General features: G+C 69.2%; 15 protein-coding genes. 6 read left to right on the top strand and 9 right to left on the bottom strand.

The window, feature by feature from the left end:
* Window positions 1-92: 92 nt before the first annotated feature.
* The 3 genes from C1737_RS08250 to C1737_RS08265 all read left to right on the top strand — a co-directional run bounded on the left by C1737_RS08250 (window position 93) and on the right by C1737_RS08265 (window position 3,623).
* Window positions 93-1,919 carry an acyl-CoA dehydrogenase gene (locus C1737_RS08250; RefSeq protein ID WP_068093202.1) on the top strand — a complete coding sequence of 609 codons (1,827 nt, stop codon included), beginning with the start codon at window positions 93-95 and terminating at the stop codon, window positions 1,917-1,919.
* An 84-nt stretch (window positions 1,920-2,003) separates the two neighbouring features.
* On the top strand, window positions 2,004-2,783 hold the full coding sequence (locus C1737_RS08260) for a DUF5666 domain-containing protein (protein WP_199182818.1): 780 nt from the start codon (window positions 2,004-2,006) through the stop codon (window positions 2,781-2,783).
* Between the two features lie 105 nt (window positions 2,784-2,888).
* Window positions 2,889-3,623, top strand: coding sequence for a DUF5666 domain-containing protein (locus C1737_RS08265; protein ID WP_102419854.1), 735 nt, complete (start codon window positions 2,889-2,891; stop codon window positions 3,621-3,623).
* 178 nt (window positions 3,624-3,801) lie between these two features.
* Here the strand turns inward: C1737_RS08265 and C1737_RS08270 are convergent, their stop codons facing one another.
* From C1737_RS08270 to C1737_RS08300, 7 genes are read right to left on the bottom strand one after another with little or no spacing between them, the layout of a single operon-like run.
* Window positions 3,802-4,149 (bottom strand): metal-sulfur cluster assembly factor, encoded by a 348-nt coding sequence (locus tag C1737_RS08270; RefSeq protein ID WP_102417849.1) that lies wholly within the window; start codon window positions 4,147-4,149, stop codon window positions 3,802-3,804.
* Window positions 4,124-4,624, bottom strand: coding sequence for a Fe-S cluster assembly sulfur transfer protein SufU (gene sufU / locus C1737_RS08275; protein ID WP_102417850.1), 501 nt, complete (start codon window positions 4,622-4,624; stop codon window positions 4,124-4,126). Before sufU ends, C1737_RS08270 begins: the two co-directional genes overlap by 26 nt.
* A complete protein-coding gene (locus C1737_RS08280; RefSeq protein ID WP_102417851.1) occupies window positions 4,621-5,868 on the bottom strand; it encodes a cysteine desulfurase in 1,248 nt (415 codons plus the stop codon). Before C1737_RS08280 ends, sufU begins: the two co-directional genes overlap by 4 nt.
* Window positions 5,869-5,870: 2 nt before the next feature.
* Window positions 5,871-6,656 (bottom strand): Fe-S cluster assembly ATPase SufC, encoded by a 786-nt coding sequence (gene sufC, locus C1737_RS08285; RefSeq protein ID WP_067925601.1) that lies wholly within the window; start codon window positions 6,654-6,656, stop codon window positions 5,871-5,873.
* The gene (gene sufD, locus C1737_RS08290; protein ID WP_102417852.1) at window positions 6,656-7,813 is read right to left on the bottom strand and encodes a Fe-S cluster assembly protein SufD; all 1,158 of its coding nucleotides are present in this window, start codon (window positions 7,811-7,813) and stop codon (window positions 6,656-6,658) included. The genes sufC and sufD overlap by 1 nt, the downstream gene beginning before the upstream one ends.
* Window positions 7,810-9,267 (bottom strand): Fe-S cluster assembly protein SufB, encoded by a 1,458-nt coding sequence (gene sufB, locus C1737_RS08295; protein WP_067925607.1) that lies wholly within the window; start codon window positions 9,265-9,267, stop codon window positions 7,810-7,812. Before sufB ends, sufD begins: the two co-directional genes overlap by 4 nt.
* Window positions 9,264-10,052 carry a metalloregulator ArsR/SmtB family transcription factor gene (locus C1737_RS08300; protein ID WP_082972792.1) on the bottom strand — a complete coding sequence of 263 codons (789 nt, stop codon included), beginning with the start codon at window positions 10,050-10,052 and terminating at the stop codon, window positions 9,264-9,266. The genes sufB and C1737_RS08300 overlap by 4 nt, the downstream gene beginning before the upstream one ends.
* 155 nt (window positions 10,053-10,207) lie before the next feature.
* On the opposite strand from C1737_RS08300, the gene C1737_RS08305 reads away from it, so the two are divergent.
* Entirely contained in the window at window positions 10,208-10,498 is a 291-nt protein-coding gene (locus tag C1737_RS08305) for a hypothetical protein (protein WP_067925614.1), read from the top strand.
* A gap of 24 nt (window positions 10,499-10,522) precedes the next feature.
* Here the strand turns inward: C1737_RS08305 and C1737_RS08310 are convergent, their stop codons facing one another.
* Both C1737_RS08310 and C1737_RS08315 read right to left on the bottom strand, forming a co-directional pair.
* A complete protein-coding gene (locus C1737_RS08310; RefSeq protein ID WP_102417853.1) occupies window positions 10,523-11,353 on the bottom strand; it encodes a HugZ family protein in 831 nt (276 codons plus the stop codon).
* 47 nt (window positions 11,354-11,400) lie between these two features.
* Window positions 11,401-12,240 (bottom strand): NlpC/P60 family protein, encoded by an 840-nt coding sequence (locus C1737_RS08315; protein WP_158243960.1) that lies wholly within the window; start codon window positions 12,238-12,240, stop codon window positions 11,401-11,403.
* Window positions 12,241-12,242: 2 nt separating this feature from the next.
* Here C1737_RS08315 and mptB point away from each other — a divergent pair, with 2 nt between their 5' ends.
* Window positions 12,243-13,943, top strand: a complete 1,701-nt coding sequence (gene mptB, locus C1737_RS08320) for a polyprenol phosphomannose-dependent alpha 1,6 mannosyltransferase MptB (protein WP_068093181.1) — start codon at window positions 12,243-12,245, stop codon at window positions 13,941-13,943.
* Window positions 13,940-14,875 carry an ABC transporter ATP-binding protein gene (locus C1737_RS08325; protein ID WP_102417854.1) on the top strand — a complete coding sequence of 312 codons (936 nt, stop codon included), beginning with the start codon at window positions 13,940-13,942 and terminating at the stop codon, window positions 14,873-14,875. Before mptB ends, C1737_RS08325 begins: the two co-directional genes overlap by 4 nt.
* Window positions 14,876-14,894: the final 19 nt, after the last annotated feature.

The following is a 14,894-nucleotide window of genomic DNA, read 5'->3' on the forward strand; positions in this document are numbered from 1 at the left end:
GCCCGCCGTAGGTTACGGTTGCGTACGTTTTCCCACGTCGGAGACACTGATGCGGACGATCCGCCGCCTCGAGGACCAGTGAGGGAATCGCGTTGGGCCACTACATCGCAAACGTCCGCGACATCGAGTTCAACCTGTTCGAGGTTCTCGGCGTGGGCGCCGTCCTGGGCACCGGCCCGTACGCCGACCTCGACGAGGACACGGTCCGGACGATCCTGGACGAAGCCGCCCGCCTGGCCGAAGGCCCGGTTGCGGAAACCTTCGCCTTCGCCGACCGCAATCCGCCGGTGTTCGACCCGGCCACCCACACCATCAGCGTGGCGCCCGAGCTGGCCAAGACGGTGGAGACGATCAAAGAGGCCGGCTGGTGGCGGCTGATGCTCGACGAACAGATCGGCGGCATGGCCGCGCCGCCGCCGCTGGCGTGGGGAGTCAACGAAATGATCATCTGCGCCAACCCTTCTGCCAACTTCTTCTGCCTCGGCCCGCTGATGGCGCAGGCGCTGTACGTCGAGGGCAACGAAGAGCAACGGCGCTGGGCCGCCGAGGGTGTGGAGCGTGGATGGGCGGCCACCATGGTGCTCACCGAACCCGATGCCGGCTCCGACGTCGGCGCGGGCCGCGCCAAGGCCATCGAACAACCCGACGGCACTTGGCATATCGAGGGCGTCAAGCGCTTCATCTCCGGCGGCGACGTGGGTGACACCGCCGAGAACATCTTCCACCTGGTGCTGGCCCGACCGGAGGGCGCCGGCCCGGGCACCAAGGGGCTGAGCCTGTTCTACGTGCCCGAATACCTCTTCGACCCGGAGACGTTCGAACTTGGGCCCCGCAACGGCGTTTTCACGACGGGCGTGGAACACAAAATGGGGATCAAGTCCTCCCCCACATGCGAATTGACTTTCGGCGCAACGGATGTGCCCGCGGTCGGCTACCTGGTGGGCGACGTGCACAACGGGATCGCGCAGATGTTCACCGTGATCGAGCACGCGCGCATGACGATCGGCGTCAAGGCCGCCGGAACCCTGTCCACCGGTTACCTCAACGCGCTGGCCTTCGCCAAGGAACGGGTACAGGGTGCTGACCTGACGCAGATGTCCGACAAGACCGCGCCGCGGGTCACGATCATGCACCACCCCGACGTGCGTCGCAGCCTGATGACGCAGAAGGCCTACGCCGAGGGCCTGCGGGCGCTCTACATGTATGCCGCTGCCCACCAGGAAGACGCTGTCGCGCAACACGTTTCGGGTGCCGATCACGAGATGGCGCACCGGGTGGACGACTTGCTGCTGCCGATCGTGAAGGGCGTGAGCTCCGAACGGGCCTACGAAGTCCTGACCGAATCGCTGCAGACGCTCGGCGGTTCGGGCTTCCTGCAGGACTACCCGCTCGAGCAGTACATCCGTGATTCCAAGATCGATTCGCTCTACGAGGGCACCACGGCGATCCAGGCGCTGGACTTCTTCTTCCGCAAGATCGTCCGCGATCGTGGCGAGGCGCTGCAGTTCGTGACGGCTCAGATCACCGCGACGATCGACTCCTGCGACGAGGCGCTCAAACCGCAGGCCCAGCTGCTGCAGACCGCGCTCGACGAGGTCACGGCGATGACGGGCGCGTTGACCGGTTACCTGATGTCCGCCGCGCAACATCCGAGTGAAATCTACAAAGTCGGGCTCGGATCGGTGCGGTATCTGCTGGCGGTGGGCGATCTGCTCATCGGCTGGCGGCTGCTGGTGCAGGCCGGCGTCGCCAACGCCGCGCTGGCGGACGCGGCCGGCGACGACCTGGCGTTCTACCAGGGGAAAGTGGCGACCGCGGCGTTCTTCGCCAAGAACATGCTGCCGAAGCTCACCTCCCTGCGCAAAGTCATCGAGTCCATCGACGACGACGTCATGCGGGTTTCCGAAAACGCATTCTGAGTGCGCCGGGATTACACACAGGTTAGCTACAGGTTCGGCGGGTAAACCCTTTCGTTGGTCCTGACCACGATTGGAGAAGCGTTGATGTCTGCCAGCAGTCACACGGCTCTATTCACCCGCGTCGCGGTAGTCGCCGTCGCGGGAACCACCGCGTTGTCCATCGCCGCCTGCGGCTCGTCCAACAAGTCCAGTCCGCCGTCGACGTCGACGTCCACCGTCACCTCGACCACCACGTCGCCGGCGCCGGCCGCCGGTGAGGCGCGGGTCAGCGGCCTGATCGCCTCGGTGGCGGGCAATTCCGCTCAGGTGACCCAGGAGGACAACGCCACCGTCGCCGTGAACTTCACCGCGACGACCAAGGTCACCGAGGTCACCCCGGCCGCACTCACCGACGTCACCACGGGCAACTGCGTCACCGTCCGGCCCACCAAGGAGGCGCAGGGCGGGCAGCAGGTCACCGCGGCGTCGGTGAAGGTCAGCCCGTCGGTCAACGGCACCTGCCCGAAGCCCAAGACGGCGCCCGGTGGTTCGCCCAGCCCCGCCCCGTCCGGTGCGCCGACGCCGCCGCCGGCACAGCCTGCGTCCGTGCAGGGAGCGGTGGCTTCGGTCACCGGTAACACCATCAACGTCACGGGCACCGACCCGAACGGCAACACCACCCAGACGGCCGTGACGGTCGACGACAAGACCAGGTACATGAAACAGTCGCCGGCCACCACGGACGCGATCGCGCCGGGCAAGTGCCTCACCGCGCGCGGAACCAAGGACAACGGCGGCGCGCTGCAGGCGACCAGCATCAACGTCCGGCCGGCCACCGACGGCAAGTGCGGGGGCCCGGCCAAGCCGCCGCACGCCCACGGCTGATCGCGGCCGCACGAGATTACCGTCACACCAGGCGGGCGCGAGGTGATATCCGCGCCCGCCTGGGTATTCGCTGGCGATGGCCAGCCCGCGTTCGGAGGTGTGTCGATGCCCACCACTTCGGTGAACCGGCGGTTGGCACGGCTCGCGCTCGTCGCCGTCGTCGCGGTGGTCCTGCTGGGCGTCGCCATGTGCCGGTCGAGTGACACGACCACCGGCACTACCGCCAAACCGGCGGCGGCGGCCGCGGCACCGCCCAGCGCGGTGCCGCCGAGCGCGGCGCCGTCGGCGGCACCCCCGCCCGTGGGCAAGGACTACGTGGAGGGCATGGTCCAGTCGGTGGCCGGCGACAAGATTCAGCTCAGAACGCGCAGCGGTTCGGCGACCGTGGACTTTGCTCCTGCGACACCGGTCTTCCAGGTTGCCCCGGCGAAGCTCCCAGATGTCACTCCGGGTAGCTGTGTCAACGTGCGAGCCACCCCGCAGAGTTCACCGGCCGCCGGCGTTACCGCGGAGACCGTCATGATCACGGCGCCCGTCGACGGCAAGTGCCCGCCGCCGGCCGGCTTCTACGGCACGGTCGCGTCGGTGTCGGGAAACACGATTGCCGTCAACGGGATTGGGCCGGGCGGCCCCACCACGGTGGCGGTCACCGACGCGACGTCCTACAAGAAGCAGACGATCAGCAACACCCAGGCGATCACGAACGGCACGTGCATGGGGGCCCAGGGAACGAACGACGGTGGGGCGCTGCAGGCGACGACAATCAGTCTGCAGACGTGTCCGCCGATGGGGCGCCCGCACCACCACCTGCACCTGCCCCATCTGCCCTTCCACCTTTAGCGGCGATCGCAAGCGCGGCGAAGCCGGGCGCAGCGGGTCGCGCCATCAGGCCTAGCGGTGATCGCAAGCGCGGCGCTGGCCGGGCACAGCGGGTCGCGCCATCGGGCCTAGCGGTGATCGCAAGCGCGGCGCTGGCCGGGCGCGGCGGGTCGCCGCCATGTGCTGGCCGGGGCAGCGTTCAGACGGTGAAGCCGAGGGCGCGCAGCTGCTCGCGTCCGTCCTCGGTGATCTTGTCCGGACCCCAGGGCGGATTCCACACCCAGTTGATCCGCAGATCGTCGACCAGCCCGCTGCTGACGAGCGCGCTGCGGGACTGGTCCTCGATGACGTCGGTCAGCGGGCAGGCCGCCGAGGTCAGCGTCATGTCGAGCAGGGCGACGGTGCCCCCGTCGCCCTCCTCCACGTTGAGGCCGTACACCAAACCGAGATCGACGACGTTGATGCCCAATTCGGGGTCGACGACGTCGCGCATCGCCTCCTCGAGGTCGGCAAGAAATTCGTCACCCGGTGCGGCGGTCTCGCTCATCCTTCTCCTCCTCGAAGTCGGCGCCCGTGTCTGCGCAAGCCTGGGCCAATGCGTCCTTGAACGCCATCCAGCCCAGCAGAGCGCATTTCACCCGGGCCGGGTATTTGGCCACCCCGGCGAACGCGATGCCGTCGCCGAGGACGTCCTCGTCACCCTCGACGGTGCCGCGCGAGGACACCATCTCGGTGAATGCGGCGACGGTGTCGAGCGCCTCCGGCACGGTCTGCCCGATCACCTGCTGGGTCAGCACCGAGGTGGCCGCCTGGCTGATCGAGCAGCCTTGGCCGTCATAGGAGACGTCCGCGACGCGCTGACCGTCGTCGGACAGGGCGACCCGCAGGGTCACCTCGTCACCGCAGACCGGGTTGACGTGATGAACCTGCGCGCCGAACGGCTCCCGCAGCCCGCGGTGCTGCGGATGCTTGTAATGGTCCAGGATCACGTCCTGATACATCTGCTCGAGGCGCACCGTCATTCTCTCCCAAAGAATTCGAGCGCGCGTCGCACGCCGGCCACCAGTCGCTCGACCTCGTCGGCGGTGTTGTACACGGCGAACGACGCCCGGGCGGTCGCCGCCAGCCCGAACCGGCGGTGCAGCGGCATCGCGCAATGATGCCCCACCCGCACCGCGACGCCGTCGTCGTCGAGCACCTGCCCGACGTCGTGCGCGTGCACCCCGTCCACGATGAACGAGACGGGCGAGCCCCGGTTCTCCATCGTGGTCGGGCCGACGATCCGCACGCCGTCGATGCGCGAGAGCCCGTCGATGGCCGCGGCGACCAGCTCGCGCTCGTGCGCCTCGACCGCGTCCATGCCGATGCCGCCCAGATACCGTGCGGCAGCACCCAACCCGACGACCTGGGAGGTCATCGGCGTGCCGGCCTCGAACCGTTGCGGCGCCGGCGCGTAGGTGGACGCCTCCATGGTCACCGTCTCGATCATCGACCCCCCGGTGAGGAAGGGCGGCAGTTCCGACAGCACCTCGCGACGGGCATAGAGCACGCCGACCCCGTTGGGGGCCAGCATCTTGTGCCCAGAGAACGCGGCGAAGTCGACGTCGAGCGCGTGCAGGTCCACGGGCTGGTGCGGCACCGACTGGCAGGCGTCCAGCACCGTCACCGCCCCCACCGCCCGGGCGCGGCCGACCAGTTCGGCCACCGGCGCCACCGCGCCTGTCACGTTCGAGTGGTGGCTGAAGGCAACGACTTTCACGCGCTCGTCGAGTTCAAGCGAGTCCAGGTCGATGCGCCCGTCTTCCGTGACGCCGTACCAGCGCAGCGTGGCGCCGGTGCGACGGGCCAGCTCCTGCCACGGGACGATGTTGGCGTGGTGTTCGAGTTCGGTGGTGACGATGACGTCACCCTCACCGACGGCGCGCTCAAACCTGTTGTCCCCCAGCACGTATGACGCCAAGTTGAGCGCCTCGGTGGCGTTGCGGGTGAACACCAGTTCGTCGGCACCGGCGCCGACGAACGCCGCGATGTCGGCGCGGCCCTGCTCGTAGGCGTCGGTCGCCTCCTCCATCAGCTGGTGCGCACCACGATGCACCGCGCCGTTGGAGGTGATCAGGAACTCGCGCTCGGCGTCGAGCACCTGCAGCGGGCGCTGCGACGTCGCGCCGGAATCCAGGTACGCCAACTGCTTTCCGCCGCGCATCACGCGCTTCAAGATGGGGAAGTCGGCGCGGATCGCGTCGACGTCCAGTGCTGTCCCCGCCATGGTTACGCCCCTGCGGCCGCCGCCGCTTCGGTGAAGCGCACGTAGCCGTTCTCCTCGAGTTCGTCGGCCAGCTCCGGACCGCCGGATTCGACGATCCGGCCACCGACGAAGACGTGCACGAACTGCGGGCGGATGTAGCGCAGGATCCGGGTGTAGTGGGTGATCAACAGGATGCCGCCGTGCTCGGCCTCGGCATAGCGGTTGACGCCCTCGCTGACCACCCGCAGCGCGTCGACGTCCAGCCCGGAGTCGGTCTCGTCGAGGATGGCGATCTTCGGCTTGAGCAGCCCCAGCTGCAGGATCTCGTGGCGCTTCTTCTCACCGCCGGAAAACCCTTCGTTGACACTGCGTTCGGCGAACGCCGGGTCGATGTCGAGGTCGGCCATGGCGGCCTTGACCTCCTTGACCCAGTGCCGCAGTTTCGGCGGCTCGCCGCGGACGGCGGTCGCCGCGCTGCGGAGGAAGTTCGACATCGACACACCCGGGACCTCGACGGGGTACTGCATGGCCAGGAACAGGCCGGCGCGGGCGCGCTCGTCGACGCTCATGTCCAGCACGTTCTGGCCGTCGAGCGTGATCGACCCGGACGTCACCCGGTACTTCGGGTGACCGGCGATCGCGTAGGACAGTGTGGACTTGCCTGACCCGTTGGGCCCCATCACCGCATGCGTCTCACCGGATTTCACGGTCAAATTGACGCCGTTGAGGATGGGGATCTCGCGGCTTCCCTCGGGGGCGTTGGGGTCTTCGACGCTGACGTGCAGGTCCTTGATTTCCAAAGTCGTCATTATGCCGTTGTCTTCTCCGTGATTTCCAGTTCGTGTTCGATGGCGGCGGTCAGGCGTTCCCGGATGTCGGGCACGGCGATCTTCGAGATGATCTCGCCGAAGAAGCCGCGCACCACCAGCCGCCGCGCCTGGTCTTCGGGGATGCCGCGGGCCCGCAGGTAGAACAGTTGCTCGTCGTCGAAACGGCCCGTGGCACTGGCGTGTCCGGCGCCGACGATCTCGCCGGTCTCGATCTCCAGGTTGGGCACCGAGTCGGCGCGCGCCCCGTCGGTGAGCACCAGGTTGCGGTTCACCTCGAAGGTCTCGGTGTCGGTGGCCTCGGCGCGGATCAGCACGTCGCCCACCCAGACGGTGTGCGCGTCGGGCCGCTGCGACGACGGATCCCCTTGCAGCGCTCCCTTGTAGAGCACGTTGGACTTGCAGTTGGGCTGCGCGTGGTCGACCAGCAGCCGCGATTCCAGGTGCTGCCCGTCGTCGGCGAAGTACAAGCCCAGCAGCTCCGCGTCCCCGCCCGGGGCGGCGTATCGCACGTTGGCCGACATCCGCACCACCTCGCCGCCCAGGGTGACGGCGACGTGCCGCAGCACCGCGTCCTTACCCAGCCTGGCGTGGTGCGCGCTCACGTGCACCACGTCGTCGGCCCAGTCCGCGACCCACACCACGGTGAGCCGGGCGGCGTCGCCGACGATGCATTCGACGTTGTCGGCGTAGGTTCCGCTCCCCCGGTGGTCGATCACCACGACCGCCTCGCCGAGTTCGGCGACGCTGATCTGCAGGTGCCCGTAGGCGACGGCCCCCTCCCCGGGGCCCGTCACAGTGATGTTGACTGGCTCGGCGATCCGCGTGTCCCGCCCGACGCTCACCAACGTCGCGGAATTGAACGACGAAAACGCTTGCGCGGCAACCCGATCGGCGGGTACACCGCCGCGGCCCAGCCGCTCGTCACCACGTCGGACGGTCTCGACCTGCACGCCGGGCTGTTCGCTGACGCTGATCTGCGCCTTGCCGGTGGCCTGGGCCGAGCCGTCGTGCAGCCCCCGGAGTCGCCGCAGCGGGGTGAACCGCCAGATCTCGTCGCGCCCGCTGGGCACCTCGAAGGCGTCCACGTCGAAGGACGCGAACAACTCACCCTTGTTCAGGGCAGCAGCAGCCGTCATCCGACCGCGCCCTCCATCTGCAGCTCGATGAGCCGGTTGAGCTCCAGCGCGTACTCCATGGGCAGTTCCTTGGCGATCGGTTCGACGAAGCCACGCACCACCATCGCCATCGCCTCGTCCTCGGTCAGCCCGCGGCTCATCAGGTAGAACAGCTGGTTGTCGCTGACCTTGGACACGGTGGCCTCGTGGCCCATCGTGACGTCGTCCTCGCGGATGTCGACGTAGGGATAGGTGTCGCTGCGGCTGATCGTATCGACCAGCAGCGCATCGCATTTCACGCTGGAGCGCGAACCGTGCGCGCCCTTGTTCACCTGCACCAGGCCGCGGTAGGAGGTGCGGCCGCCGCCGCGGGCCACCGACTTGGAGACGATGTTGCTCGACGTGTTGGGCGCCAGGTGCAGCATCTTGGCGCCGGCGTCCTGGTGCTGGCCCTCGCCGGCGAAGGCGACCGACAACACCTCACCCTTGGCGTGCTCCCCGGTCATCCACACCGCCGGGTACTTCATGGTCACCTTGGACCCGATGTTGCCGTCGACCCACTCCATGGTGGCGCCGGCCTCCGCGCGGGCCCTCTTGGTGACCAGGTTGTAGACGTTGTTCGACCAGTTCTGGATGGTGGTGTAACGGCAACGGCCGCCGGGCTTGACGATGATCTCCACCACCGCCGAGTGCAGCGAGTCCGACGTGTAGATGGGCGCGGTGCAGCCCTCCACGTAATGCACGTAGGCGTTTTCGTCGACGATGATCAGCGTCCGCTCGAACTGACCCATGTTCTCGGTGTTGATCCGGAAGTAGGCCTGCAGCGGGATGTCGACGTGCACGCCCGGCGGGACGTAGATGAACGAACCACCGCTCCACACCGCGGTGTTCAGGGCGGAGAACTTGTTGTCCCCCGCCGGGATGACGGTGCCGAAGTACTGCTGGAAGAGCTCGGGATGTTGCCGCAGACCCGTGTCGGTGTCGACGAAGATGACGCCCTGGGACTCCAGGTCCTCGCGGATCTGGTGGTAGACCACCTCGGACTCGTACTGCGCCGCGACACCGGCGACCAGGCGCTGCTTCTCGGCCTCCGGGATGCCCAGCCTGTCGTAGGTGTTGCGGATGTCCTCGGGCAGGTCATCCCATGAGGCGGCCTGCTTCTCGGTGGACCGCACGAAGTACTTGATGTTGTCGAAGTCGATGCCGGACAGGTCGGAGCCCCAGTTCGGCATCGGCTTGCGGTCGAAGATCCGCAGCGCCTTCAGTCGCGTCTGCAGCATCCAGTCGGGTTCGTCCTTCTTCCCCGAGATGTCGCGGACCACCGCCTCGGACAGCCCGCGCTGCGCGCTGGCTCCCGCGACGTCCGAGTCCGCCCAGCCGTAGCCGTAGCGGCCCAACGAGGCGATGGCCTGCTCCTGGGTCAACGGCCCGTCTGCCGTCTTGATGGCCTGCTGGGCCTCGGGCGTGAGGGTCATAACGACGCTCCTTCGATGCTCGTGGTGTCGCGACGCGGGCTGGGCGCCGGGGTCAGTGGTACGTGGGTGGTGCAGGCGCAGTTGCCGTTGACGATGGTCGCCAACCGCTGCACGTGGGTCCCGAGTACCTCGGCCATGGCCTGCTGCTCGGCTTCGCACAGCTCCGGGAATTCCTCGGCGACGTGCGACACCGGGCAGTGGTGCTGGCAGATCTGCACGCCGTGGATCGGGCCGCCGACACGTGCGGTGGTGGCGACGTAACCCGCCTTGGTGAGCGCACCGGCCACGCGCTCGGCGGCGGCCTCGACTTCGGCGTCGTCGTCGCTGCCGGCGGCCGGCACACCGCCCAGGATCGCGTCGACGCGCCGCCGGGCGAACGTGCGGACGGCGTCCTCCCCGCCGATCTCGCGCAGCTGCCGCATGGCCGCCACCGCCAGGTCGTCGTAGGCGTGCTCGAGCTTGGCGCGGCCCGCCGCCGTCAGCCGGAAACGCTTGGCGGGACGGCCGCGCCCCGCCTGCTGCCAGGCCGCGGCGGGTACCGACTCGGCGTCGCCCGCCTCGATCAGTGCGTCGAGGTGGCGACGCACGCCGGCGGCCGCCAGCCCGAGCCGGTCGCCGATCTCACCGGCGGTGATCGATCCGGACTCCAGTAGCAGGCGCACGATGGCGCGGCGGGTGTGACCATCCCGTGCCGCCGCGGCCGCCACGCTCACGGCGGCGTCGTCGATGCCGGTCCGGATTTTCACAACACCAGTGTGACGCAATTCCGGGGATCGGTCTACCAAGGGTGCCCTGAGCGGCGGTTGCGCTGGTCACACTACGCCCACGGCGAAAGACCATTGGCACCGACGATGGGACCTTCGCCCGTAGTACGCGGCCCACCGCGCCGAATAGCGTCGGCGGCGGTAGTGAAGGAATCAACCCCAGGAAAGGAACTGGCATGCCTGACACGACTGAATCAACGTCCATCGCATCGCGTTCGACCGACCTGCTCGACGAGGTACGCGAATCGGCCAAAGCCGGCCAGCACGCCGCGGCGGAGGCGCTTCGGGCGTTCCACAAGACCCTCGACGACGCAATCCCGGAGGCGGTGCAACCGCTGCGCACCAGGATTGTCGACGCCGCCATCGAACTGGCCGACAAGCTTGTCGCCGCCCAGTATCAGTTCAACCGCAGGCTGGTCGCGACCGCGGACCGGGCGTTGAGCAAGGCCGACGGCGAAGAGAAGTAGCCAGGAACGGGGGCGCGTGGCGGATCAGACGCTTTGCTGCGCGCCCCCTTCGGCTATAGCCGAAGCCGCGTCGCGGGCTAATCCCGCTGTGGCCGAACGCAATTCGTCGGCGGAATCCAGCCGTGCGGAAAACCCGACCCGGGCGTAGGCCACGCCGCGGGGGGTGTGCACCCGCAGGTCCAGGCCGTAGCGGTCGACGCCCGTACACAGTGCGGTATCGGTGTCGGGGTAGCCGCCGAAGATTCGGGCCATGGCAGCCAGGGCGTCGGCGTGATCGGCGTTGAGATGCGCGACGGCCCTGGCGGCCACCGGCGCAACCGGGTCGGGAGCAGCGGCGGCGTACTGATCGCCGGTGGCCGAGTCCATCCGGCCGTACCCGCCCACCCACCGCAACCGCTGAATCCTCAGGACCCAGAGGCTGAAGTCGCTGAAGTCCAGGTAGTACCGGGCAGCGGGGACCGCGGCCAGGTATGCCGCCCGGGCGTCGTCGTGCGCCGAACCCGTGGGCTTCGCAACCAGCCCGGCGAGGGTGATCCGGCTGCCGGCCAGCGGGTCGGTGTCGCCGCTCGCCGCCACGATCGACAGGCTGGCCCTCGGGTCGCGCGCGAGGTTACGGCCGTGCTCGGCCAGGCTCGAGACGCAGAGCACAGGCATGCCGTCCAGCAGTCCGTAGGCCACCAACGACGCCCACGGGTCGCCGTCGGCGGTCAACGTGGCCAGCGTGGCGGCGTTGGTGGCGGCGGCGATGGTGCGGGCCTGCTCCGCCGCGGACGGGCGGGCGTCGTTGGCCGGCGGGTACAGGGGTGGCGGCACGGAGGGTGCGTCCCCGGGGTCGCCATGGTCGCGAATCGCCACGAACGAGAGGCTACGCGTGAGCAATCCCGCTCCGCCGTGGACTGGTCTCAGCCGATCGGCCGCCACGCGCCGACTGCGGCGTCCCGGTACCAGCCGACCCGGCCCCGGACCTGGACTCCGATGAGGTTCTGGGCGCTGACCCGGCTGTCGATGATGTGGTCGTCGTCGACGTAAATGACCACGTGCGAGGCCTGGTTGGCATTTCCGTTGGGGTGCAAGTAGATCAAGTCCCCAAGCTGGAACGGCCCCTCTGTCGGGATGCGCCGGCCCATCGGACCGGCGGTGCCGTCGGCTTGTTGGTGGACATTGCCGCCGAACTTGATGCCCAGACCGTAGTTGTAGACCCAAGCGGTGAAGTTCGAACAGTCCAGGCCTCGTCCGGGACCCCAGGCCGTCAGCCCGGGCGGAGCGTCGGCATCGGGATTCTCTTCGGACACACCGGCATACGTCGGGGCCGGTGGCTCCCAGCCGGGGATGTGATGGTGGCGGTATTGCAGCCCCAGCGGGTTGCCGGGCGCGTAGATGTAGCGCATCGCCACCGCGAGGATCCGTTCCCGCTTCCAGGTCGCCGGATCGCACCGCGCATCCTGCGGAATGCTCGGCGGCGGCAGGGCTTTTGCGCGCGGTCCCCATCCCCCGTTCACGTATTGGCCCTCGGCATCGGTGCGGTACCACTGGGCCGGCGGGTCGTCGGTTTGCGGCAGCGCGTCGCGGCCGGCGAAATCCGCCGTCAATGAACCCCAGGTGCAGGAAAAGCGGTAGGACACCTCACCGTGGTCGCCACGGGCCGGCCCGGCCGGCGTCCAGGTCGGAGCCGCCAGGCACAGCACCGCCGTGATGGCGACGGCGAGCCGGCGGGCGGGGAGCCCCCGGCAGCTAAGCTGCACGGATGGCAGCCCGCCACCACGCGCTGAGCTCATCGATCGCCAGCCTGCATGGCGACGAGCAAGCGGTGGGCACGCCGCTGAACGATACCGAGCTCACCGCCCTGCAGCGCACCCGACTGTTCGGCGCCACCGGCACCGTCCTGATGGCCATCGGCGCGCTGGGCGCCGGGGCCCGGCCCGTCGTGCAGGACCCCACCTTTGGGGTGCGGCTGCTCAACCTGCCGTCCCGGATCCAGACGGTGTCGTTGACGATGACGACCACCGGCGCGGTCATGATGGCGCTGGCCTGGCTGATGCTCGGCCGATTCGCGCTGGGTAGCAGGAGGATGTCGCGCGGCGACCTGGACCGCACCCTGCTGCTGTGGATCCTGCCCCTGCTGATCGCGCCGCCGATGTACAGCAAGGACGTCTACTCCTACCTGGCCCAGAGCCAGATCTCCCTGGAGGGCCTCGACCCCTACCGGGTCGGCCCCGCCTCCGGGCTGGGCCTGTCGCACGTGTTCACGCTGTCGGTCCCGACGCTGTGGCGCGAGACGCCGGCGCCCTATGGTCCGCTGTTCCTGTGGATCGGGCGCGGCATCTCGGCGGTCACCGGGGAGAACATCGTCGCCGCCGTGCTGTGTCACCGGCTGGTCGAGCTGCTCGGCGTGGGGCTGATCGTGTGGGCGACTCCCCGGCTGGCCCGGCGCTGCGGCGTGGCCGAGGTGAGCGCGCTGTGGCTGGGCGCGGCCAATCCGCTGCTGATCATGCACCTGGTCGCCGGGGTCCACAACGAGGCGTTGATGCTCGGGCTGATGCTGGCCGGGGCCGAGTTCGCGCTGCGGGGAATCGACTCTCCGCGGCTGTGGCCGGCCTCCTGGCGGCCCGGCGCGGATTGGGAGCCGTTGGGCATGCTGCTGGCCGGCGCCGTGCTGATCACGCTGTCGTCGCAGGTGAAGCTGCCGTCGTTGCTGGCGCTCGGGTTCGTCACGATGGCGCTGGCCTACCGCTGCGGGGGGACCCTGCGTGCCCTGCTGCTGGCGGGCGGCGCGATGACGGTGCTGTCGCTGGCCGTCATGGCGGTCGTCGGCCGGGCCAGCGGGCTCGGGTTCGGCTGGATCTTCACCCTCGGGACCGCCAACGTGGTGCGCAGCTGGTTGTCGCCGCCGACGCTGCTGGCCCTGGGCACCGGGCAGGTGGGGATCCTGCTGGGACTCGGCGATCACACCACCGCGGTGCTGGGGCTCACGCGCTTTATCGGTGTGCTGATCATCACGGTGATGGTGGGCTGGCTGCTGGTGGCCGTCTTCCGCGGCCGGTTGCACCCGATCGGTGGACTGGGCGTGGCGCTGGGCGTCACCGTGCTGTTGTTTCCCGTCGTGCAGCCCTGGTACCTGCTCTGGGCGATCATCCCGTTGGCCGCCTGGGCGACCCGCAGCGGATTCCGGGCGGCGGTGATCGTCATGACCCTGGTCGTCGGCATCTTCGGGCCGACGGCCAACGGGGACCGCTTCGCGTTGTTCCAGATCGTCGACGCCACCCTGGCCAGCACCGTCATCGTGGCGGCGCTCATCGCGCTGACCTACACCCGGCTGCCGTGGCGGCGGCTGCCGGCCGAGGACGTCGAAACGCCGCCGGAGCCCGTCGCGACCGCGCCGGAACAGGCCCCCCGGGCCACCCCTCGCTCCCAGGCGCTGCCCGACGCCTACGCTGATTCCACGTGAGCTCGGACGTTCCTGAAACAGTCGTGCGACTGCGCGGGGTGAGCAAGCACTACGGATCCACCACGGCCGTTGCCGATCTCGACCTCGAGGTGCACGCCGCCGAAGTGCTCGCCCTGCTGGGCCCCAACGGGGCCGGCAAGACCACGACGGTCGAAATGTGCGAGGGCTTCGTGCGACCGGACGCCGGCACCATCGAGGTGCTCGGGCTGGACCCGATCGCGGACAACGCCCGCCTGCGCACCCGCATGGGGGTCATGCTGCAGGGCGGCGGCGGCTACCCCAGCGCCCGCGCCGGCGAAATGCTCAACCTGGTCGCCTCCTACGCCGCAGACCCGCTTGACCCGGCGTGGCTGCTGGACACCCTGGGCCTCACCGACGCCGCTCGCACCACCTACCGCCGGCTGTCCGGCGGGCAGCAGCAGCGGCTCGCGCTGGCGTGCGCGCTGGTCGGCCGGCCGGAGCTGGTCTTCCTCGACGAGCCGACCGCGGGCATGGACGCGCACGCCCGGCTGCTGGTGTGGGAACTGATCGACGCGCTGCGCCGCGACGGTGTGACGGTGGTGCTGACCACCCACCAGCTCAAGGAGGCCGAGGAGCTCGCCGACCGGCTGGTCATCATCGACCACGGCTCGACCGTGGCCGCCGGCACTCCCGCCGAGCTGATGCGCGCGGGCGCCAAGGACGAGTTGCGGTTCACCGCGCCGCCGCGGCTCGACCTGTCGCTGTTGACCGCCGCCCTGCCGGAGGAATACCGGGCCAGCGAGGTGACGCCGGGCGAGTATCTGGTCGAGGGCCCGGTCGACCCGCAAGTGCTGGCCACCGTCACGGCATGGTGCGCGCGGATCGACGTGCTGGCCACCGACATGCGCGTCGAGCAGCGCAGCCTCGAGGACGTGTTCCTCGACCTCACCGGCAGGAAGTTGCGGCAGTGACCGAATCGAGCGTCTTCCC

It is taken from the genome of Mycobacterium sp. 4858, assembly GCF_900240975.1.
GTDB lineage: Bacteria > Actinomycetota > Actinomycetes > Mycobacteriales > Mycobacteriaceae > Mycobacterium.

What these genes read in the sequence shown, in the direction of transcription:
- C1737_RS08260 (WP_199182818.1), top strand. Translation starts at nt 2,004, where the DNA reads ATGTCTGCCAGCAGTCACACGGCTCTATTCACCCGCGTCGCGGTAGTC.
- C1737_RS08265 (WP_102419854.1), top strand. Translation starts at nt 2,889, where the DNA reads ATGCCCACCACTTCGGTGAACCGGCGGTTGGCACGGCTCGCGCTCGTC.
- C1737_RS08270 (WP_102417849.1), bottom strand. Translation starts at nt 4,149, where the DNA reads ATGAGCGAGACCGCCGCACCGGGTGACGAATTTCTTGCCGACCTCGAG.
- sufU (WP_102417850.1), bottom strand. Translation starts at nt 4,624, where the DNA reads ATGACGGTGCGCCTCGAGCAGATGTATCAGGACGTGATCCTGGACCAT.
- C1737_RS08280 (WP_102417851.1), bottom strand. Translation starts at nt 5,868, where the DNA reads ATGGCGGGGACAGCACTGGACGTCGACGCGATCCGCGCCGACTTCCCC.
- sufC (WP_067925601.1), bottom strand. Translation starts at nt 6,656, where the DNA reads ATGACGACTTTGGAAATCAAGGACCTGCACGTCAGCGTCGAAGACCCC.
- sufD (WP_102417852.1), bottom strand. Translation starts at nt 7,813, where the DNA reads ATGACGGCTGCTGCTGCCCTGAACAAGGGTGAGTTGTTCGCGTCCTTC.
- sufB (WP_067925607.1), bottom strand. Translation starts at nt 9,267, where the DNA reads ATGACCCTCACGCCCGAGGCCCAGCAGGCCATCAAGACGGCAGACGGG.
- C1737_RS08305 (WP_067925614.1), top strand. Translation starts at nt 10,208, where the DNA reads ATGCCTGACACGACTGAATCAACGTCCATCGCATCGCGTTCGACCGAC.
- mptB (WP_068093181.1), top strand. Translation starts at nt 12,243, where the DNA reads ATGGCAGCCCGCCACCACGCGCTGAGCTCATCGATCGCCAGCCTGCAT.